This window comes from Bacillus solimangrovi, assembly GCF_001742425.1.
Classification (GTDB): Bacteria; Bacillota; Bacilli; order Bacillales; family Bacillaceae_N; genus Bacillus_AV; species Bacillus_AV solimangrovi.
This window is the reverse complement of record NZ_MJEH01000002.1, coordinates 24,929-47,584: the sequence shown is the minus strand read 5'-3', so window position 1 is coordinate 47,584 and position 22,656 is coordinate 24,929. Positions and strand designations below refer to the sequence as shown.

Genomic DNA, 22,656 nt, shown 5'->3' with positions numbered 1-22,656 from the left:
AAGGAAGATCCGTATTTTACATAATAATCATGGATCTTCCTTTTATATATTATGTTTTTATCGATCTAAGCCTCTAGGATTTTTAGACAAGTCATCTTATAGATATGTCTTATCAAAGAATTGTTGCAACCAAGTAATGCCCCAAAAAACTAACCATACCGATAATGGAATGACTAAGCTCATTATTGCTTGTGAGCCCGTATAATCGATATTCTTTTTTTTCAATGCTCTATCAATGATAAAAAACAAGATAGAACAAGCTAAGCTATACCATAAAAATATAAGACCAAAAATGATATGAAAGATGCCTGATATAACTATTTCAGAATTTTCATAATTAAGCTTAGTAGAAACAAAATTACTGAGTTTATCACTAATAGTTGAGGTAGTCACTCCATACAATAATATGATTGGAAAGCTGAACATCAAATAAAAGGTTGTTGCAATAACTACAGAAGATAAATAATCTGTAATTGAGATAATCGGCTCACCAAAAGGATTTGGTACGATTAACGCTAATAAGATTGTGAATATAGAACAAGATATGGCTGCTGTTATAATTTTTCTTATTACTATGTTAGTTCAACTCCGATTCTTAATGATAATCTACCTAGATTAATATAATGTGAAAAATGGAATTTAACAATCTTATTTCCAAAGAAACTACATCAATATCTTATAGTAGCTTGTAATTCTTCAATCCAACCTGTTTTCCCTGTTCCAAAACTCTCCCCTTGACCGATGTCTTGCAGTGAGCCACTTTCATAACCAATCATTAACACTAGATCAGGTACAGAATCGAAACCATTCATAGCAAGTTTATTAAGATGAGGAACGTAATGTTGAAGCCTAACACTCGCGTAAGGATTGTTTTTAAGTTGGGATTTGTATAATTCATAAATATCTTGTCCATCCTCTGTTATAAATTTCCTATTAATATTTGTAAGATTATTCAAATCATAACCTGTTACATTTTTTATTTCTCTTGCAAGAAAATATTTATCCTCTTTTTCTTGTGTAAATTGAGTGGAATTATGTGAACTACTTCGCATAATGTGGAGAAATAGTTCTTTAGCGTTCTTATCTATGTTCAAAGCATATTCTAACTGATCAATAAGTTCATTATCCTCTGTTCCGCTTACAGACAAATTGTAATTATAAGGATCAATTGTAAAAGTCAATTTTGCATCATTAGGGATACTTATTTGGTACTTTTCAAACAAGTCTTGTAGTTGTTTATTCACTTGCTGTCTGTTAAATGCTTTATTTTCTGCAACTTCAACTTCACCATTAATTGGTTGTATTTCTCGAAAAGCTGCATCTCGAAAATCATATCCACCACATTTTTTACCATTATTTCTTATCATACCAAGTTCCATTGTTTTTGCCGCTTCTCGTTCTGCATCAGTTAAATCATGTTTATAATATGGAGAATGACGATCATAATATTTGTCAAAGATATGAGCCTTTGGATTTTTAAACATCATATTTTGCTTGTGAATCTTTCGATATTTTTCATCTAGTATTTGCTTTCTAGTATCTGATTCACTCAAAAATTCATTTCTACTTTGGATAGTTGTTGTATTATGAGTATCAGTATTTTTGAATTTTTCATGCGAGTTTTGATTATTAAGGTTCATATTATTGAGCGGAGTAGTTATAGAATTTATGTTCATTTATTTTCCTCCTTAAATGTTATTATTATATGAATCGGATTATAATAGAAAATTTTAACTTTTAATGGTAAAATATGAGTGGCTTTTTATTGTTTATTCTGGATATCATTTATAGGTTAGTGCAATATTTTGATTTAATTGAAAGTCAAAATTATCATCATTACACGATAACAACTTTTTAAGAGAGGAGAGAGTTATCAAGAACTAGTTATTCACTATATAGATGAATACGCTAAGCATAATCCTGAATTCTTATTTAGAGAAAAGAGAGAAAAGATAACATTTATAATAGCCTGTTCAGTAAAAGGTAGCTTCATAGATTTACCTTTTCTAAACAATAACAATCTTGATGGCATATTTGGAAAAGAACCTACTGAAGCATTAAATTCAAAATTGACAGAAGTGGTAATGATAATTCTTTCAGAAATACACAAAAAAGCACCACCGTAATGCTCGTTACGTATGATGTAAAGGTCGCTGTACATACAGAAAGTACGATGAAAAATATAGTTATAATAAGAGAAGAGGAGACGACATATTGAAATGGTTCGTAGAAAATGGGTTATTAAATAGTATCCGCAACCCACTTTTAGTTTATTATTAAAGTAGAAAAGTCTCTCTTATTTCATGATTGATAGTAAATTCCATATAGATGACAAGATAGGTTAGAATAAAATAGTTATAACTATTAGTTATTCAATATATGAAAGTAGGTGGTTATCATTTCTAAGAGAACGATTTTACCCATATATCTTATTTTTATTATTAGTAGTATGTTTCTTTTCCAATACGTCGCTTTTATTTGGATAAGTATGAGAGAACTTACTGAACCTTTTTATAGTATTAGTTATCAGCTGAAACTTTATTATGTTATTTGTTATCCATTATATTTCCTACTATACTCAAGCATCATTACTTTCTCCATCAGGTATTTTGGCAAAAACCATAATGATCTAAAAATAAACTGGTTTCATTATAGTAACTTGATAATTTTTATTTATTTGATAATAATGTTTAGCTTTCGACTTTTTCTCTAAAATAAATACATAAAATGATTATGAAATTATTGTGATAATTCTTTTAAGCTATCATACTTAGAATTGTAATAAAATATAGAAGAAGAGGGTGGAAAATAAGCGAGTTCAGATTAGTGTCTAAGAAAAATATTGATTATTTCTAACTAAACAGCTATTAAAAACTCATCTATTATTTCACTAGAAGATGCACTAAATAACGGAGGTTAAATTTTGAAAATTAAAAAAACAAGAGAAATTACTTTGGTCAGTTTATTAGCTGGTTTGATAATTGTCACAGGAATGATTAAGATCCCTTCATTTGTGCCTGGATCAGAATTTCAAATATCCGCTCCTATATCTGTAGCTATTGTTGCAGTTTTTGGATTTTGGAGGTATATATGGGCAGGCGTTATGGCTAGTTCAATACTGTTTTTATTAGGTTTACATACAATATTAAATGTTGAAATTTCAATGATTTTTAGAATCGTAGTCGGTGGAATCGTTTCTGTCTTTGGTACATCTTTTCCTGTATTAATAATGGCAGGACCAATAGGATCTTTTGTCGCTAGGTTGGGACTAGCCAAAACATTAGATGTTACACCTTGGCCTCTAATAATAGCTGCAGTACCAGGAATGGTTTTTACTATGTTAGCAGTCATACCACTTACAAAAGTTCTAAAAAAGGTAACGAAAGAAGTTGGTTATTTTGACAAGTGATAATTATTATAGCTTAAGAATGAGAGCATCAGAAGGAGAACCTCACGAAAAAGGAGGGAAGCATATATCTGGAGGAGAATTATTAGCAACAGAATTAGAAATTCAAGAATATCTAAATAATCTTTTTAATAAAGCATATACACATAGTAGAGGAAAACCAGATTTCATAAACTTAGCAATTGAAAGGGTCCAACAGCCTATTACCGTATTAAATCCATTGCCTGTCACGACCCTTGAAGTTCAAAGTCCTATTAAGGGTAGAGAATTATCATATTCTTTATTGCAAAATTGTGGGGTATCTAAAATGGCTATACATAATGCAATAAACACCCTAGACAAGAACATTCATGTCAGTGGAGCGTTAATTGTTGATTACAAAACAGGTGAGAGATTAGACGGAAAGTCAGAAGGTGTGCGTGTTTCAAGAATAGGTTGGGATCAGGAAAGCTATAAAGAATGGATAAAGGGTACAAGTTATTCAATAAATCATCCTATTAAAGATGCACTCACTTTGACTACGAAGGTAAATGCACACCCTTCGACAGTCGCTGAAATATGCTGGTCTGATGACCCTGAGATTACAGTTGGTTATGTTGCAAACTCTCAGCATGGATACCAACGTATTTCACCTATGAAAGATGTAGGAGATTCTAAAGGAGGAAGGTTATTTTTCGTGAATTTGAATAGTAATGACATTGATTCATATATTAGTTATTTGCAATGTGAGCCAGTGTTAATAAAGTAGGTGAATTGTTAAATAATTCAATTTGTGCAATTATTTCTATTAATAGTTTTTAGTGTCTTATTAAAGGGAATAGGAAAGGTATAAGTTTTTTTAGAGTAAAGAATTCTTAATAAAACCTATATATCTTATTTTATAGTAATAATATAAAAATTTGAATTCACATTAAAAAGTGCACCTTCATTATTAGAATCAATCTAATAAAAGGAGGTGTTTTCTTATGGAAAAATTAATTAATATCAGTATTACTTAATTATGTGATTTAAAGAACAGGTGAATTATTAAGGGAATACTGGAATACATTAGATTAATTAAAGGCAATATCTTTCTGAAACAGCAGATATGAACGTAAAATTGAGATATTTGTATATGTGTAAATTATTGATGTTCTTTATTATATCATGGAGTGGATGACTGAGTTACGTCATGTATAGATGAAATTTAAGGAGGAGAATCATGAAAGCGATTATGTATACTAGATATGGATCATCAAATGTTCTCCAACTCAAAGAGGTTGAAAAACCTACTGTAAAGGATAATGAAGTATTAATAAAGATATATGCGAGAACAGTGTCTTCCGGGGATGTAAGAATGAGAATTGGTAGTAGAAAGTCATTACCTCTTTGGCCAATTTCAAAAATGGCAATAGGTTTCACGAAGCCAAAAAGAACAATACTAGGAATGGATTTGGCTGGGGAAATTGTAGAAGTAGGCAAAGATGTAAAACTCTTTAAGCAAGGTGATCAAGTTTATGGATTTAACGAAAAAGGCACTTATGCTGAGTATATAAGTCTGCCTGAAGATGGTCCTATCACAATAAAACCAGAAAGTATGACTTATGAGGAGGCCGCAGCAGTTCCCTTTGGCGCAGTATCTGCATTGTATTTCCTCAGAAAAGGAAATATTCAAAGTGAACATAAAGTTCTTGTTTATGGGGCTTCTGGAAGTGTAGGTACGTATGCAGTACAGCTTGCCAAATACTTTGGAGCAGAAGTTACAGGTGTATGCAGCAGTACGAATGTAGAATTGGTGAAATCACTTGGAGCTGATAGAGTAATTGATTACACTAAAGAAGATTTTACAAAAAACGATCAGAGCTATGATATTATTTTTGACACTGTAGGAAAAACAAAGTTTTCGAATTGTAAAGCATCGTTAAAGCCAAAAGGATACTATGTTTTAGCTGTCATGAATTTTAAACAGTTATTTGAAATTTTGTGGACTTCAAAAATAGGTAGCAAAAAAGTCGTAAGTGGATTAACACCAAGTCGATCTGAAGATTTAACATTTCTTAAAGAGCTTATTGAAGCAGGAGAAATAAAACCTGTTATAGATAGAAGTTATCCGTTTGAAGAAATTGCTAAAGCACACGAGTATGTTGAAAAGGGACATAAAAAGGGAAATGTTGTAATAACGTAAGGTCATTCTATTATGACTGCTTTAACCTGTTTGCCTCCTTTTTAAAACGTTTGCAAATTCTAGCATTCTATTTCATAATTATATATGAATTTACTTATAGTGTAAAAATTAATAACAATAGGTAAATGAACTCATATATATGACAATGTAGCTAACAGTATTACGTTATGAAATAGTAAAGTAATTGACCTAATAGCAATATCTAGTTTGTTGCATAACATATCGATAAGGAGAAACAGTTGTATGAAGAATGTCATAGAAGCCGTTGAATTCAAATTAAAAAGTGCAAAATATCATTATCATCAATCACTGGAAGCTTCATCCCAATTGAACAAAGAAAATATTCATATTTTTATAAGTGAATTTTGTGCCATGATGGAAGTTTTACAAAGTGGAATTGAGATAGCTAGTTCTTGCGCATTGAAACAAAGTGCTGTTGACGTAAGAACGTTTGAAAAGTCTATGAATAAAGAAGATAATGACAAACTGAAGTATATTAAACAATTTTTAAATGCAAATCAAAAGGGTAATGTGTTTGAGATTTCTGATAATGAAGAAGTACAAATTATTCCTATACCCAAAAGAAACAAGTTGGAATTATTTGAAAAGCGTAACGTATTAAAGTATATGAATGATACTATGACTTTATCAGAAAAGATAATTAATGATTATATGGAGATCTATGAAAAAAGCGCGACTCATTTTGATCAATCATGGCGAACCATAGATGTCAATCGAACTTCTTTTTTGTGTAAGGAATGTGGAAAGTTTGTTACTAAAATTTTAAATCATGTGGGGAATCTAAGTGATCTTTCTCTAAAGGATGGAGAACCGTTTATTTCACGGCGAGAATATGTTTATGGGCATGAGTTGATTAGAGCTGACATTCTACCTGTCAGTACAATTACTGAAGATGAAGTCATTGTACCAATTAACATGCTATATTTTGATGCAAAAAAAGAACCAGCAATAGGATGTTGTGGTCCAGATGCTTCTACTTTTAATATATACTGCAGGAATGGACATGCAGTAGGTATGGAAGCTGCCGATTGTTGGATGCCTCATTTTGTAAGAATTCCTTTAGATAAAGTAACTAGAAGGGAAGTAATTTAAATTCTATTTGTATTGCTGTTTTTTACATCGTACCCTTATAGATTTTCACAATAGCGGGTTGTTTGACAATCAAAGTTTCTATCTGATACATAAGAAATTTTAGATTCCTTTATATAATAATTGCTTATTTACTCATTATATGTTCCTAGTTTTTGGATTTCAGATAATTTTATGAAAGTCTATTAAAAGTGATAAAATGAATAAATCAAACTTAGATAATTAAAGTATAATCATTAGAACAATAAACAAGGGTGAGTGTTTGCTCTTGTTTTTTTTGTTTAATATAAACAGAAAGTGTGGTACTTAGAGAGCAAAACAAAATGAGCACAATAGTGGATTACATTAACTTTGGAATCAGAAAATATAGTATTATATATAATTGAAAAATATGGAATATAACAAAGTTTCAAAACCTTTTTTTCCTAATTTATCTTTTTTTATGTAATGATGTTATGTATAATCTATATAACATCATTACAAGGAGGAAATTTATATGCAAAAAAGCCTAACATTCTTTTCAAACCAACAAATAGGGGTGAAAAAGTTCGGATAGGTAAATAAACAAATATTCCAGAAATGTTCACTCCTGTTTGTTTAATAACAGACTAAACATCAAACAGGAGGATAATAAATTGAAAAAGGATACATTAGCTTCACATAATATTCGTGTTCTATTTTGGGCAAAATTATTTGGAAGTGTTCGATTTATACAACCCGTACTAGCTTTGTTTTATTTCTCACGAGGATTAGATGAAGCGTACATTCTGTGGGTTTTACTCTTTTGGAGTACAGGTGTATTGATCGGTGAAGTTCCAACAGGTATGTTTGCTGATCGTTATGGTGCAAAACTATCATTTATGATTGGTGCAATATTAAGTTTAGTTAGTCATGGAATGCTCATTTGGGCGTATGAACCATGGATTTTCTTCTCAAGTAGTCTATTAAGCGGATTTGCTGTCACATTTTTCAGTGGGGCAGATGAGGCATTAATCTATGAATCTTTGAAAGAGTCGAATGAAGAAAATAAGTTGGATAAAGCATTAGGAATTATTCAATCGGCACAATCGGTTGTAATGGTATTTGTATTAATAATAGGTGCGATTATTGCAAAAGATTTAGCTGATGAACAGTTTATTTTACTCATTCTGTTGGGGATTATGTTTCAGTCCGTTCAAATTGTTTTGCTATTCTTTGTTAAAAATCCATCAGAACAAGGAAATTACCGTGAAAATCCTTTTAAGCAAGTAAAAGAGGGAGTAAATGCGATAAGAAGAGCCCCGCAAGTGTTATGGATGTTCTTAAATATTACACTCGTATTTATCCCAACTGCAGCAATATTTGATAATTTTAATGATAAACTACTCAATGATGCTAATGTACCAGTCTATTTAATCGGAGTTGTACTTGCTGTTCTTGCGATTCTAAGCTTTTTTGTATCAAGATCAATCGGATGGATAACATCTCAAATTTCTCGAGTTAAAATATTACATTTAACTGGTGGGATTGGAGTAATTGGATTATTATTCCTAGCTTTCTATCGAGATACACTGTGGATTTTACTTATTATCATGGTACTGTTTCGTTTTGTAAGGACGGTGCGTTACCCAGTATATGCGCAACTAGCCAATGACATCATTCCATCGAATGTAAGAGCGACAACAATTTCGTTGCTATCTATCATAGATTCAGTTTGTGATTTAGTTATTTTCAGTAGTGTGGCAGGAATCGCGGTATATGGGTTTGATAAAATGTTTTTAGCTGCAGCAGCTGTCGCATTAATCGGAAGCTTATTGCCAATTCGTCCAGTATTGAGAGAGGATAACTAAGTGTCAATTATAATCGGGGTCTTACTGATCATTTAAGTAGTTACATGCATCTTACCTACAACCTTTAATAAGACATCATAGATGTACAGGATACTTGTTTTTTTTGGAGATCCTAATATGAATGAAGTGAACTACACCTCTAATTTGTATATATAATCTTACTATTAGAGGTGTAGTTATTAGTTAGGTATACTCTATAGTCCGTAATTTATTACTAATTCTAAAATAAAAAAAGTAGCAAGGTATTTTCTAATAGATTTACATAAAAAAGAGATCTCACTACTATTATGTTAGTTGGGAAGTTTTTTTATTTTGAAACAATAGTATAAAAAAACAAATACAAATACTAAATAAGTAAACTGTAGGACTAAATTCTAAGATTTTATCGAATAAAATGTCTGTTTGTGAAGATGAATTAACATTATCACTCGTGTTGAGTGTAAACTGCTCAATTAAGAGATAAATAGCATTGAGAAAAGATAAAGTTATAAAAAGCATCATCAGTTTGAAAGATCGTTGAAAAATAACAACTAAAACTATACCTATACCCGAAACTATTAAAGGAAGAGTAGCATGCAATTGTTCATAAAAAGAAAATGGTTCCACACTAGCCAGACCAATTCCTATCCATCTCAAAAAACTATATGAAAAACCAACTAAACTGCCAATTATACATAGTGATATCGCGATTTTTTTCATGATAGCTCCTTTCTTATGAAGATATCTAATAACATTATGTAGTTGTCGTTCTTAAGGTGGGTTATCATAAGTCTAAATAATGAAATAATAGTTGTCAATTTTCCTTACACAATCAACAACATCACGAAATGATTTTGAAACTTGATTTAATCGCGGTTCATGTCTTTTATTAAATTTAATAAGAGTTTAATTAGAATGAAAACAAAAGGAAGTCAGGAAGAAATAGTACTTTGGAATAAGCTTTTAGATTTATTAAATCTGTACAAAGGTTTTAAATTTCATTCTATGAAGTAAGCGGAATGTCTCAGATGGCTTCCGCTTTTTAATTTCATATTATTTCTCGGGCAAGCGCATAATTTGACATACTTACCAAACTATTCGTTTGCGTATACATCTAAATCCTAAAGTAATTTGGAGGAATTTAACAATGATTGTTGAAATATAGAACTTAGTGGAATCGAAAGTACTTAAGTTGTATAGAAGACTTATTAATAAAATGTAAGGAAATAACTACCTAAATAATTTGTTTTTTATTAAATTATCCCTTGCCATATTTTAAGGTGACATTTTTTGATGAACTAAAAATTTGGAGGTTCAAACTAGGGAGTACTTATATTGTGTGAAAGGCTGTGAAGTTATTTGAGCGATTATAAAGCTATGCTATTTGATTTAGATGATACCTTAATTAATAGGGATCAAGCTGTAGAAAAAATGTATTTAACTATTTTAGATACATGTTATCAGAATGTTACACCATTAGAAAAAAACGAAATGTTACAAAAGTTCAAAGAATATGATAAAAAAAGCTATGGAGATAATAATAAAATAAAAGTTTTGAAATCTTTTTTTGATGAATTTCCACCTAAAAATAGAATACCACGCAATTACATACAAGATTTTTGGAATGAAAAATTTCCGCATTGTTTTACTATTAATCAACATACTATGAATATCATAAATATTATAAAGACACATGTAAAAGTTGCAATTATAACAAATGGCTCTACTCAGAGACAAAAAGCAAAAATAATAAACACTCATTTAAATAATTTATTTGATACAATAATTATTTCTGAAGAAGTGGGATTTAGTAAGCCTGATAGACGCATATTTGAATTAGCATTAAATAAGCTTAATGTGCAAGCGGAAGATGCATTATTCGTTGGAGATGACATCAATAGAGATATAGGTGGTTGTCAAAATACAAATATAAAAGGCATATGGTTTAATCCTCATATGAACAAAAATGAAACTAAAATAAACCCATATGCTGAGATCAATTCTTTTGATGAATTATTAAGTTATTTTACATAATAAGTATAATCAAAGGTACATCGCGATTATGTAAATACAGAACCTTACTTTGTTAGGGCGCATTTAGGAGATTAACCTTGGAATGAGCCATATCCATATACCTTAATCCTTTATATAGCTCATATGCATTTAGTGGTGGAATTCTTGCTTCATTTTCACCATTTTAGATTAAAGTAGGAGTAAAAGCTGGTTTAATAAATGTAATAGGTGATGTTTTAGTATGGAAGTTGATACAAAATTAATTATATTTAAAGGAATGGCAAATAGCGCTGAACATCCAGGAATTAATGTAGTTATAATGCAGTAGAATTTGGGTGTTTTTCACACCATATTCCTGGAGAAAATATGGATAATTTTAGGATTTTATAATTTATAGATGGATATCCGTACAGGATGCACAAAGATGGAGCAGTCTTCTTAATGAGGCTGTTTTTTATAAGAGTCTTCAAGATTGTAATTTTTCTCAATATTGTTAATCCACATTTTCCTGACGTTACCTCTAGTTGGCTGATTTTTTGGAATTTTTAGCAACTGTCGTTATAGATTTGAAGACAAATTACACCTGATTAGTATTTTAAAATAAGTCCCATTTCGTAAATATTGCTGCAGTTTAGTTTAAAAAGGAATAATTTTCTTTTTATCGTATTATGTTAATTCAACTAGAAAATACGATCTGTGAACAATAACTATACACAAGAATGGAGTTCTTTAATTGGTTAAGAAAAGCATAAAGTTTGCCTTAAGTTACTTTTTAACTTTAACCGTTTGGCAGCTTATCTTTAAAAGTAAAATAAATTGGATAGAAAATATAGCCATCAGTTTTATAACGTTTTTGATTCTATTGTTTTATGAATGGTCTAAAATACCATATAATTGGAAGAAGGATGATGATAGATAATACGAGTAGAAAAGAATAATAATATAATTGTTTTACAAGAGAAAGAAGTAGATGAAGTACTGAAAAGGGTAATTTGTTTTATAAAACACAACTTATTGAACGATTTCAATGGAATAATTGTAGGTTTCATCATTTGTGATTATATTCTCGAACATTATGAATTCAAGTATAAATATATACTCATTCAGTAATTTTAGAGTAAAATATCACTTAAAGCGTAACCATAATAATAGGCTACATTTTTTAAAAATACAAAAGGAGTTCTTTTTGAATGAACGATTATCTTCTCAATATATATGAAATATTTTCATCTATCATACACAAAAATATTTATATCGATATCGCGATTGCTTTACTTATCCTATTAGTTTTCTTGTTAATTAGAAAAATAATTGCTACACGTATTATCAAAGCATCGTTAAAGCTGACATCTAGAACAAAGACTAATTTAGATGATAATATTGTTCGTTCTTATGAGAAGCCATTAAGAGTGTTTATTATCGTTATTGGACTTTATTTAGCTTGTATCTATCTACCTCTAGAAACTAATCAAATAAATTTAATTAATAAGGTCTTTAAATCAATGATTATTGTCACAATATTTTGGGGTATTTATAACTTAACTAACTCCTACTCAACATTTATTGTAGATATAGGGAAAAGAATGGGATTAACAATAGACGAACTATTAGTACCATTTTTAACTCGAATTACTCGACCGTTAATTCTATTGTGTGGTGTAACTATTATAGCGGATTTGTGGAACTATAATATTAGTGTTTTAGTTACTGGTTTAGGAATAGGGGGATTAGCGTTTGCATTAGCAGCACAAGACGCATTAAAAAATATCTTCGGAGGAGTAATCATTATAACCGAAAAGCCCTTCAAGAAAGGTGATTGGATCCAAACACCAAGCGTTGAGGGAACGGTAGAGGGCATCACATTCCGCAGTACTCTTATTAGAACATTTGCTCAAGCTCTAGTTACAATACCTAACTCAAAACTCTCAAACGAAGCAATAACGAATTGGACTAAGATGGGCAAGAGAAGAATTACATTTAACTTAGGAGTAGAGTATCGAACCCCTAAAGCAAAAATAGAAAGAGTGATATTCAAAATCGAACAAATGCTTAAAACGCATGAAGAGATCGATCAGGAAACCATCTTTGTTAAATTTAATGAATTCAGCGAGAGTAGTTTAGACATATTTTTATATTTCTTCACAAAGACGACAAATTGGGAAAAGTGGTTAGATGTAAAACAAGACTGCAACTTACGAATTATTGAAATTTTAGAAGAGGAAGGAGTGCAAATTGCGTTTCCTAGTCAAAGCCTTTATTTCGAAAATGACTCTCAACAATATGATAATGGCGTACAAAGATCGAAGCAATTCTAATTAGCTTCGATTTTTGTGTGTTTTACTATTTTCTTATGAAAAGCAAAAACACTTTGTTGTACCTTGCAAGAACTCATTAGTTTGGTTTTATTATCCAACTTGTTAACTCCTTTCAAAATACATTCTTTAACAAATAAGTGACAATAACAAATTAATGAGTAATTGGAGGCAACTCTGATTGTTGATTTTCTTTAAGTGATATATGAAGTTTTTCATTTCCAGATATAGAACAGTAAAATACGGTTGTTACGTCTACTATATTCTTTTCTAGTAATTTATGTCTTAACCAGTTTTCATCTTTGTTCAGTCTCTTTAATAAATCCAATTGTATTTCCCCATCTAAAATGACAGGAATTTCATATTCTTCAGCGATTTTATGTATGCCAAGATCTTGTCTTGTAACGAATTCCTTCATCGGTATCAATTTTACGGATAATTTTCCATTTGCTTCAACAATAGCTATTTCCACATCTTCCACATAGAAGACATCTTTCTCACGTAGCATTTGTAACACATTATCAATTGAATATTGAATTTTTTTCATATTTTCCATTAATAATTTCCCCTTATGAATAACGATAGTTGGTTCAAGTGTAAGCATCTTACCTATTTTACGATTTTTTATTTTCAGAAATGTTATCCCCTTTTGGATAATAGCAATGGCAACCATTGCTACAACTGTAGGAATATGATTAATTTCTGGATTAGCAATGTCGGCTCCAATTACAGCCGCAAACACCATTACTGCAAGAAAATCAAACACAGGTAACTCACCTATTGAACGTTTTCCCATATAAAGTCCTAATAGTAACATAAATGGAAGAAGTGTTATAATACGTCCTAGGACTTTGACTGAATCCATTAAAACATCCACAATTCTTCACCTCATAACCCTTATTACTGATATTTTCCCCATTTTATGAGTTAAGTTATACAGTAAATCAAATGAATGTGAATGATGTATTAATTTGCGTAAAATTCTGGAGTTAGTGAGAGATTTGAAATCAGGTGCATTCAATTCAACAGACAGGGAGTTCATATACAAGGAGAGTTTGTGGTGGATGAAGAGGGGTATTTTTACAATTAAAGTTGTTGAGAAATGCACATTTTTTACTAAGGTTTAATTAAGATTTGATTTCGAATTCAAAGAGGTTTCAGCTTTCCTATTTGAAACAACATTATTATGTAGATGCATTTAGATGGTTATAGACAATCTAATAAAAGGTGTTTCTCTTAACACCATACAAATACAAGAAAGATATATTAAAAGATTCTTATTTGAAGAAGGTGCATAGATATTGTATTTAAAGATATTTTTAAAAGTAATTAGCTTAGTTTCTCTCGTACTTGTTGGAATTACTTTCTACTATTTCTATTCAACGAGCGTAATTAAACAGTTAAATAATTACACACTAGAAAAATATGGAGAAAAGGTAGTCCTTATTGATAGAGGAAAGGTTCATACCGGTAATATGGGAGATACCACTCACAAAGTCGCTTTAAAAAAAGAACCGGAATTTGTTTTTGACATACGTGTGGATGGGAATTTATTTGGAAGAAAGTTTGTTGTTGATGAAGATAGCTATGAATACGCGGAATTATCTTTCGCTGAATACAAAAAATTAGAACCTTATCTCGATAAAATATCTTCACTAAATCTAAAAAGAGATAAAGAGTACAACTATGTTTCATTCAAACGAAGTTCTGTAAAAGATTTTTTCATACTAAATGTATCGGACACATCGAGCTTCGACTATAAAAACTTAGAAGAACAAAACATAGCAAGGTATTTTAAATTAATTGAAATCATTAAAAAATCAGGTGCTAATATCAGCGAAGTCAAGATAGTCGTTCGCAACAATTATATTTACAGATTGACGATAAAAAGACCGAATGACATTAATTCAGAACAGCAGCTATATTTATGATTTAAAGTAATGTAATTAAAAAAAGTAATCTTTATGTTTAAATTTCTTGACTTATTGAAAGTAAAAAGTAGAAAGTATAAGCTTTCATGTCATATTACATATCTAAAGTTGGGGAAGAGTCATTGTTTTGTTATGGTTTTTGTTTAGTTAACATAATGTATCTTATAGGAAGTTAATGATTCGAGAGTAATAATGCAGCTTTTTTTGATTTTTTGTCTCATATCAAAAGTAAACTTATAATATTGAGACGAAAGAAAAAATTACGCTTGTCCAAATTTAATTTTATGTATCCAAATTAAGATGTTTTGTTCATTAAAAATGTATTATTTAATAATATTGTCTAAGTTTTGGTGTTTTTTAGCTATATTTTAAAATTGTAATTTTTATCATTACTAAGAATTCCATTTTATTGAATGTTCTAATGATATTTTATCAATTTCTTACATATTGATTTATATACTTACTTCCTGTTAAATTATCTGAAAATATTGACAATTATTTCATTATATTATATTTTAGTAATTACATAAGAATAGATGGTAATAGACTATATAGGAGGAATATTATGAATGACCTGAGTAGTTTAGTTGTTGTTATTACTGGTGGTGGCAGTGGCCTTGGTAAAGAAACAGCTATTTCATTTGCAAATCGTGGTGCCAAAGTTGTTATTTGTGGTCGTAGAAAGCAGAAGTTAGATAAGGTTATAGACTTACTCCCTTCTTCCCTTCAACAAAATATGTTAACAATTGAAGCTGATGTATCGGTTGAGGAAGATGTGAAGCGACTTATTCAAGTTACAGAAACGAGTTTTGGTCAGATTGATGTTTTAATTAATAACGCTGCTGTTTTTGAGCAACATGATATTATCGATATGCCATTAGAATCCTGGAGTTACCAATTTACTAATAATGTAACAAGTGTGTTCTTAATGACGAGAGAATGTATACCTATTATGCAGAAACAACAAAATGGACGAATCATAAATATTACATCAGGTTTAGCTAAAGAAGGAGCAGCAGGCTTTGCAGCATACAGCGCAAGTAAAGCTGCCATTGAAACATTTACTTATTCTTTAGAAGATGAAGAATATAAAAGTGGAATAAAATCTTATGTCTTTAATCCAGGAGTAATGAAAACCAATTTACAAGCTCAAGGTGATGACCCAGCAAATATAGCTCCTTATCTTGTTGAGCTTGCCACTGGTGATTACGAAGTGCAAAAATATGTTTTCGATACGAGTTCAATTTCTTTGGAGAAGACATATCATCAAAGTTAATTTTAATTTATTACAGACATCCTCTGCCATTATAGTATACAGAGGATGTCTGTTTGTTATACTGGATAGACGCCGTGTTTACGTTCAGTAAATACTTGATATTTACTAGAATATGCATCAAAACGAGTAATTAATTCACTACGAAGCTTATTAGGCTCTACGATGCCATCAACAATTAATTCTGATGCAAGACGATAGATATCTATATCCTCTCGATATTCTTTCCGTTTCTCCTCGATAAACGATTGACGTTCTTCTTCTGGCAATTGAGCTATTTTATTTGCATAAACAGCATTTACAGCTGCTTCTGGGCCCATTACTGCGATTTGAGCAGAAGGTAGTGCAAGACAGCAATCTGGCTCAAATGCAGGCCCTGCCATAGCATATAAACCCGCACCATATGCTTTACGAACAATAACAGAGATTTTAGGAACAGTCGCTTCACTCATTGCAGAAATCATTTTTGCACCATGACGGATAATACCTGCTTTTTCAACACGAGTTCCGATCATAAATCCTGGGATATCGGCAAGGAATAGTAATGGAATATTAAAAGCATCGCATAGATTAATAAATTTTGCTGCTTTATCAGCAGAATCATGGAACAATACGCCACCTTTCATACGTGGCTGATTTGCAATAATACCAACTGATTTTCCATCAATGCGAGCTAGACCAGTAATAAGCTCTTGAGCAAACAATTTCTTAACTTCACAGAAGGATCCTTCATCAACTAGTCGTTCAATTAAATCATGCATGTTAAATGGTGCATTCTGATTTTCAGGAATGATTTCTGAGATTGATTTCGGGAATTCCTTTGGCTCCAATGCTTCAGCAACTGGCGGATTATGCTGATAGTTTTGTGGAAAATAAGATAGATAATTTCGAGCAAATGAAATTGCTTCTTCCTCTGATTCAGTCAGGACATCACCACAACCTGAAATTGAGCAATGCATCTTTGCTCCACCCATTTCATCAAGAGTAACCTTTTCACCGATAACCATTTCAGCCATTCGTGGAGAACCGAGATACATAGATGCATTCCCATTGACCATTACAACAATGTCACAGAACGCTGGTATATAAGCTCCTCCAGCTGCTGAAGGACCAAATAATAAACAAACTTGTGGCACTCTTCCAGATAATTTGACTTGATTGTAAAAGATACGCCCTGCACCACGACGACCTGGGAACATTTCGATTTGATCTGTAATCCTTGCACCAGCAGAATCTACTAGATAAAGCATTGGCAATTCTAATTTCTCGGCAGTTTCCTGTATACGAATAATTTTTTCTACTGTACGAGCGCCCCATGAACCCGCTTTTACAGTGGAATCATTCGCCATTACACATACTTTTTGACCGTTGATTTGACCGATACCTGTTACAACGCCATCTGCAGGCAATCCATCTGCCATACAATTTGCAAAGAAAGCATCTTCAATGTCTAAACCTTCATCGAAAAGCTTTTCTAGCCGCTCTCGTACAAACATTTTCCCTTTTTCCGCATTCTTTTCATGATATTTAGCATCGCCGCCTTTTTCAATCTGCTCAATACGTTCTTGTAGCTTCGCTTCAAACGACATCTTTTGCTCCTCCTTCATGTTTGTACTCATTATGACTATTCTCCTTTGTAATTAGGTTTTCGTTTTTCTTTAAATGCTTGTAGGCCTTCTATTCTGTCTTTCGTTGGAATGGTAATTGCATAAGCCATTTCTTCAATCTTTAACCCAGTTTGTAAGTCAACCTCTGAACCCCGATTAATTGCAAGCTTTGCTTGACGAACGGCTATAGGACCATTATTACTAATCTTTTCGGCAATCTCATTTGCTTTATTAAGTAACTCATCTTGTGAAGTTATATGTTCGATAATGCCATATTCAACAGCTTCATTTGCTGTTAAACGAGCAGCAGTAAAGATTAATTCTTTTGCTCTTCCTTTACCGATTAACCTTGTTAAACGCTGTGTTCCACCCGCTCCAGGGATAATTGCAAGTGAGGTCTCTGTTAAGCCAACTTTTGCATTATCTGAAGCAATTCGAATATCACAAGATAATGCAAGCTCAAGGCCACCTCCAAATGCCGCACCATTAATTGCGGCAATGACAGGCATCGGCAATGACTCTAGTTCATCCATTGTGTGGCGGATGAGGGAGACCGTCTTTTTAACTTCTACTTCACTCATTCTGGAACGCTCTTTTAAATCCGCTCCAGCACAAAAGATTCTTTCACCAGCGCCAGTTATAATGACACAACGAATAGATGTATCGAACTTAATATCTGTTAATACTTCATGTAAATTAAATAACATGTCTTTTGAGAATGCATTTGCAGATTCTGGACGATTCAATGTAATCGTTATGATACCTGAATCACTTTTTTCTACTTGTACCGTATGTACCATTTCTTTCTCCTTTCTATCTTTCTATGAATAACAAGTTGCTCGATGAACTTGTAGAGAATGACTCGGTAACGGTTTGTTAATTTTTGCTTCGATAAATTGCGAAGCTTTTAACAATTTATCTGCTTGAATTCCTGTAGTTATTCCCATTCCTTCAAGCATGTATATCAAGTCATCTGTAGCTAGGTTACCGGATGCCCCTGGTGCATAAGGACATCCCCCTAAACCACCTAGTGAACTATCAAACTTCGTAATCCCCATTTGTAACGAAGCAAGCACATTTGCTAACGCTGTTCCCCTTGTATTGTGGAAATGCATGGCTAATTTGTCAGATGGAAAGCGTTTTAGAACCTCTTCAAGTACTTGTTCTACTTGCCTTGGATTCGCTACTCCGATCGTATCACCTAATGATAGTTCACTAATCCCCATTTCAAAGAGGTTTTCAGACACATGTAGAACGGCATCTATAGGTACATTACCTTCATATGGGCATCCAAACACTGTCGATACATAACCTCTAACAGTTTTGTTTTCTTTAAGTGATGCTGCTACAACTTCATTCAAGACAGGAAACGTTCCATCGATCGTTTTGTTAATGTTCTTCATATTATGAGACTCACTTGCTGACATGAATACAGAACATTCGTCAACATCAGTTTCTAAAGCCCGTTCTAAGCCTTTCATGTTAGGTACGAGTGCAGCATAAGTAATGGTTTTTTTTCGTTTAATTTGCTTTAAAACATGAACTGCATCCTTTAACTGTGGAATCCACTTTGGATGCACAAAGGAGGTGACTTCGATATATGAAAGTCCAGTTTCTGAAAGTTGATTAACCCAATCGATTTTGTCTTGTGTATCAATGAATACCTTTTCATTTTGCAATCCATCTCTTGGACCAACTTCCTTTATCGTAACTGAGTTTGGTAGATTCATCGAATACCTCCCATTATTCAATTATTGCAATTGGGTCACCTTCATTGACGAAGTCACCTTCATTAACCTTTAACTCTATTACTGTTCCATTTGTCTCAGCAGCAATAGGAATTTCCATTTTCATAGACTCTAGAATGACAATATCCTGTCCCTCAGTTACTTCATCACCTACACTCACCACAATTTTCCATACATTACCTGCCATATTAGAATTTAATACTGCCATTTCCTTTTCCTCCTCTATTTCTGCAAATTAGGTGTATTTAAATAGTATTTATCAACAAAATTTGTTGTCGTTTCTCCTTCAATAAACTTTTCATGTGAAACAACATCTTTGAGCATTGGAATATTCGTCTTAATGCCTGCTACATGATAGTCATTCAATACTTTAATCATTTGTTCGATTGCTTCAGTTCTTGTTTGAGCTGTTACAATAAGTTTTGCAATCATCGGATCATAAAAAGGTGTTACTTGTGATTGACTATGTACAGCTAGTTCATGACGAATATGTGGTCCTTCAGGTAATTGTAGTGCTGTGATTTTACCTGGTGACGGATAGAATGTCTTCGGATCTTCTGCATAAATACGTGCTTCAATTGAGTGATTAAGAATCTGTAAGTCTTCTTGTTTCCATTGAAGTGACTCTCCTGCTGCTATGTTCAACTGAGCTTCAACGAGATCAATTCCTGTAATTTCTTCTGTAATCGGATGTTCAACTTGTAATCGAGTGTTCATCTCTAAGAAATAGAAGTTTTTCTGTTCATCTACAAGAAATTCAATCGTACCTGCGTTTTCATAATTAATCGCTTTGGCAGCTTTAACGGCTGCTTCACCCATTTTCTTTCGTGTTTCTTCATCCAAGAAAGATGAAGGAGCTTCCTCGATTACTTTTTGATGACGGCGCTGAATGGAACATTCTCGTTCAAATAAATAAATTGTATTTCCTGACTTATCAGCAAGAATTTGAATTTCAATATGACGAGGATTAGCGATATATTTTTCTAAATACATAGCTCCGTCTCCGAAGAACATCGTTGCTCGTTTTTGATTGCCTTCAAAGCTCTTCTCTAACTCTGCATCATTACGAACAATCTGCATTCCAATTCCTCCTCCACCAGAGGAAGCTTTTAACATAACTGGATATCCCATTTCATTTGCTATTTTGATTGCATCAACTGAATCTTTAACTGGTTCAGCAATTCCAGGAACAATTGGAACACCTGCTTTATCCATTGCTTTTCTCGCTTCGATCTTGCTCCCCATCATGCCAATGGCTTCAGTAGATGGACCGATAAAAACGATACCAGCAGCCTCACATTTTTTTGCGAATTCGATGTTTTCACTCAACAACCCATAACCTGGATGGATTGCTTCAGCTCCAGTTTCCTTAGCGGTCTCAATTACTTTATCCATTTGCATATAACTTTCATTTACACGAGGTTTACCGATAAGTACAGCTTCATCAGCCATCCTTACATGTGGAGCATCAGCATCTGCTTCAGAATAAATAGCAACAGTTTGAATGTTTAACTGTTTACAAGTTCGTATGACACGGGCTGCAATTTCACCTCTATTTGCAATTAAAACCTTCTTAAACACGTTAATCCTCCTCCTTCAAAATGCATGTGAATTTATCATTTATACATTTTGATTTAACAAATCCATTGACTGCTCACGAAGCTTGAACTTTTGAATTTTTCCAGATGCAGTCATAGGATAATTAGTTGTAAATTCAATGTATCTAGGTATCTTATGCCTAGATATTTTCCCTTTACAATATTCTTTCATTTCTTCAATCGTGGCAGTTTCCCCATCCTTAAGGATGATCCACGCCATAACCTCTTCTCCATATTTCTCATCTGGAACTCCGACAACTTGAACATCTAATACTTTCGGATGTTCGTAGAGGAACTCTTCTATTTCACGCGGATATACATTCTCTCCACCACGAATAATCATATCCTTTAGTCGACCTGTTATTTTACAATAGCCATTCTCATCCATGACTGCTAAATCACCTGTATGTAACCAACCATCAGCATCAATTGCTTCTTTTGTTGCGTCTGAATTATTGTAGTACCCTTTCATGACTTGATAACCACGCGTACAAAGTTCTCCTTGAACACCAAAAGGTACTTCAACATTAGAACCAGGTTCAACAATTTTTACTTCAACATTTGGAAGTGCTTTACCAACTGATGATACACGAAGTTCAATCGGGTCATCAGTTCGAGTTTGAGTAATAACAGGCGATGCTTCTGTCTGGCCATATGCAATCGTAATTTCACTTGCTCCCATCTTATTAACGACAGCTTTCATAACTTCAATCGGGCAATTCGATCCTGCCATGATACCAGTACGTAACGATGAAAGGTCATATTTTTTAAAATCAGGGTCATTCAATTCAGCAATAAACATTGTTGGAACACCGTGTAACCCTGTACATTTTTCATCTTGGACAGTTTGTAACACTTGCTTAGGGTCAAACTCTTGAACAGGTACCATCGTTGCTCCTACTGTTACACATGCCAATGTACCAAGTACACATCCGAAGCAGTGGAAAAATGGAACTGGGATACATAAACGGTCTTCATTCGTAAGTTTCATACAATTGGCAATATTCAATGCGTTGTTCGTCAAATTATAATGTGTTAACATAACGCCCTTTGGAAATCCAGTCGTTCCAGATGTGTATTGCATGTTAATGACATCATCAGGATCAAGTGCATTCATACGTTCATCAAGACGTTGTTCTGATGTTTCGCTTTTCATGTCTAAAATATCTTGCCAAGAATATGTCCCAGGATAACGATTCTCACCGAGAACGATCACGTTTTTTAGTTTTGGTAATTTTTTCGATTGTAGCTTACCTGGCTCGGATGTTTTTAATTCTGGAACTATTTTAAACAATGTTTCAATGTATGAATGATCCCTAAAGTTTTCCATTAGAATAATAGTTGATGAATCGGACTGCTTAAGTAAGTATTCGAGTTCAGCAGATTGATAGTTCGTATTAACGGTTACCAATACTGCACCCATTTTCCCCGTTGCAAATTGACATGTTAACCATTCAGGTGTATTTGTCGTCCACATCGCAACATGTTCACCAGCTTGAATTCCTAAGCTCATTAACCCTCGTGCAGCTTCTCGGCATACTTCGTCAAACTCTTTGTATGTGTAACGTAATCCTCGATCTGCATACACAACAGCTTCATGATCAGGTTGTTTTCCCGCGACGTTTTCTAGCAACTTACCAACAGTTACATTTAATAATTCTGACATTCACGGACCTCCTTATGATT

The 22,656-nt window shown here is 32.6% G+C and carries 19 protein-coding genes; 9 read left to right on the top strand and 10 right to left on the bottom strand.

Translation table 11 applies throughout. The features are described from left to right. Positions 1 to 96: 96 nt before the first annotated feature. Together BFG57_RS19360 and BFG57_RS00740 are read right to left on the bottom strand one after the other, a co-directional pair. Positions 97 to 225 carry a hypothetical protein gene (locus tag BFG57_RS19360; RefSeq protein ID WP_281186589.1) on the bottom strand — a complete coding sequence of 43 codons (129 nt, stop codon included), beginning with the start codon at positions 223 to 225 and terminating at the stop codon, positions 97 to 99. 443 nt (positions 226 to 668) lie between these two features. After that, a complete protein-coding gene (locus BFG57_RS00740) occupies positions 669 to 1,676 on the bottom strand; it encodes a DUF4885 family protein (protein WP_069715541.1) in 1,008 nt (335 codons plus the stop codon). Between the two features lie 1,277 nt (positions 1,677 to 2,953). Between BFG57_RS00740 and BFG57_RS00735 the strand changes: the two genes are divergently transcribed. The 5 genes from BFG57_RS00735 (at position 2,954) to BFG57_RS00715 (ending at position 8,509) form a co-directional block, all read left to right on the top strand. Further along, entirely contained in the window at positions 2,954 to 3,409 is a 456-nt protein-coding gene (locus tag BFG57_RS00735; protein ID WP_245676676.1) for a hypothetical protein, read from the top strand. Then, the gene (locus BFG57_RS00730) at positions 3,399 to 4,154 is read left to right on the top strand and encodes a 6-carboxyhexanoate--CoA ligase (RefSeq protein ID WP_083248987.1); all 756 of its coding nucleotides are present in this window, start codon (positions 3,399 to 3,401) and stop codon (positions 4,152 to 4,154) included. The genes BFG57_RS00735 and BFG57_RS00730 overlap by 11 nt, the downstream gene beginning before the upstream one ends. Before the next feature lie 453 nt (positions 4,155 to 4,607). Next, on the top strand, positions 4,608 to 5,570 hold the full coding sequence (locus BFG57_RS00725) for an NAD(P)-dependent alcohol dehydrogenase (protein WP_069715540.1): 963 nt from the start codon (positions 4,608 to 4,610) through the stop codon (positions 5,568 to 5,570). A gap of 243 nt (positions 5,571 to 5,813) precedes the next feature. Beyond that, positions 5,814 to 6,683, top strand: a complete 870-nt coding sequence (locus BFG57_RS00720) for a hypothetical protein (RefSeq protein WP_069715539.1) — start codon at positions 5,814 to 5,816, stop codon at positions 6,681 to 6,683. 632 nt (positions 6,684 to 7,315) lie between these two features. Then, entirely contained in the window at positions 7,316 to 8,509 is a 1,194-nt protein-coding gene (locus tag BFG57_RS00715; RefSeq protein WP_069715538.1) for an MFS transporter, read from the top strand. A gap of 285 nt (positions 8,510 to 8,794) precedes the next feature. Here BFG57_RS00715 and BFG57_RS00710 read toward each other — a convergent pair whose 3' ends face one another. Beyond that, the gene (locus BFG57_RS00710) at positions 8,795 to 9,208 is read right to left on the bottom strand and encodes a hypothetical protein (RefSeq protein WP_069715537.1); all 414 of its coding nucleotides are present in this window, start codon (positions 9,206 to 9,208) and stop codon (positions 8,795 to 8,797) included. 657 nt (positions 9,209 to 9,865) lie between these two features. Between BFG57_RS00710 and BFG57_RS00705 the strand changes: the two genes are divergently transcribed. Both BFG57_RS00705 and BFG57_RS00695 read left to right on the top strand, forming a co-directional pair. Beyond that, positions 9,866 to 10,522 carry an HAD family hydrolase gene (locus BFG57_RS00705; RefSeq protein WP_069715611.1) on the top strand — a complete coding sequence of 219 codons (657 nt, stop codon included), beginning with the start codon at positions 9,866 to 9,868 and terminating at the stop codon, positions 10,520 to 10,522. A gap of 1,169 nt (positions 10,523 to 11,691) precedes the next feature. After that, positions 11,692 to 12,816: a mechanosensitive ion channel family protein gene (locus tag BFG57_RS00695; protein ID WP_069715535.1), complete on the top strand. Its 1,125-nt coding sequence runs from the start codon at positions 11,692 to 11,694 to the stop codon at positions 12,814 to 12,816. A gap of 151 nt (positions 12,817 to 12,967) precedes the next feature. Here the strand turns inward: BFG57_RS00695 and BFG57_RS00690 are convergent, their stop codons facing one another. Further along, positions 12,968 to 13,690, bottom strand: coding sequence for a DUF421 domain-containing protein (locus BFG57_RS00690; protein WP_245676675.1), 723 nt, complete (start codon positions 13,688 to 13,690; stop codon positions 12,968 to 12,970). 424 nt (positions 13,691 to 14,114) lie between these two features. On the opposite strand from BFG57_RS00690, the gene BFG57_RS00685 reads away from it, so the two are divergent. Continuing rightward, entirely contained in the window at positions 14,115 to 14,744 is a 630-nt protein-coding gene (locus BFG57_RS00685; RefSeq protein ID WP_069715534.1) for a hypothetical protein, read from the top strand. A 565-nt stretch (positions 14,745 to 15,309) separates the two neighbouring features. Then, positions 15,310 to 16,020 carry an SDR family NAD(P)-dependent oxidoreductase gene (locus BFG57_RS00680; RefSeq protein WP_069715533.1) on the top strand — a complete coding sequence of 237 codons (711 nt, stop codon included), beginning with the start codon at positions 15,310 to 15,312 and terminating at the stop codon, positions 16,018 to 16,020. A gap of 56 nt (positions 16,021 to 16,076) precedes the next feature. Here BFG57_RS00680 and BFG57_RS00675 read toward each other — a convergent pair whose 3' ends face one another. From BFG57_RS00675 to BFG57_RS00650, 6 genes are read right to left on the bottom strand one after another with little or no spacing between them, the layout of a single operon-like run. Continuing rightward, entirely contained in the window at positions 16,077 to 17,606 is a 1,530-nt protein-coding gene (locus tag BFG57_RS00675; RefSeq protein ID WP_069715609.1) for an acyl-CoA carboxylase subunit beta, read from the bottom strand. Positions 17,607 to 17,641: 35 nt separating this feature from the next. Next, positions 17,642 to 18,424 carry an enoyl-CoA hydratase gene (locus BFG57_RS00670; protein ID WP_069715532.1) on the bottom strand — a complete coding sequence of 261 codons (783 nt, stop codon included), beginning with the start codon at positions 18,422 to 18,424 and terminating at the stop codon, positions 17,642 to 17,644. 21 nt (positions 18,425 to 18,445) lie between these two features. Beyond that, positions 18,446 to 19,354: a hydroxymethylglutaryl-CoA lyase gene (locus tag BFG57_RS00665; RefSeq protein ID WP_069715531.1), complete on the bottom strand. Its 909-nt coding sequence runs from the start codon at positions 19,352 to 19,354 to the stop codon at positions 18,446 to 18,448. A gap of 13 nt (positions 19,355 to 19,367) precedes the next feature. Beyond that, positions 19,368 to 19,580 (bottom strand): acetyl-CoA carboxylase biotin carboxyl carrier protein subunit, encoded by a 213-nt coding sequence (locus tag BFG57_RS00660; RefSeq protein ID WP_069715530.1) that lies wholly within the window; start codon positions 19,578 to 19,580, stop codon positions 19,368 to 19,370. A gap of 14 nt (positions 19,581 to 19,594) precedes the next feature. Next, positions 19,595 to 20,953, bottom strand: coding sequence for an acetyl-CoA carboxylase biotin carboxylase subunit (locus tag BFG57_RS00655; protein ID WP_069715529.1), 1,359 nt, complete (start codon positions 20,951 to 20,953; stop codon positions 19,595 to 19,597). Between the two features lie 39 nt (positions 20,954 to 20,992). Continuing rightward, positions 20,993 to 22,636 (bottom strand): AMP-binding protein, encoded by a 1,644-nt coding sequence (locus BFG57_RS00650; protein WP_069715528.1) that lies wholly within the window; start codon positions 22,634 to 22,636, stop codon positions 20,993 to 20,995. Between the last annotated feature and the right edge of the window lie 20 nt (positions 22,637 to 22,656).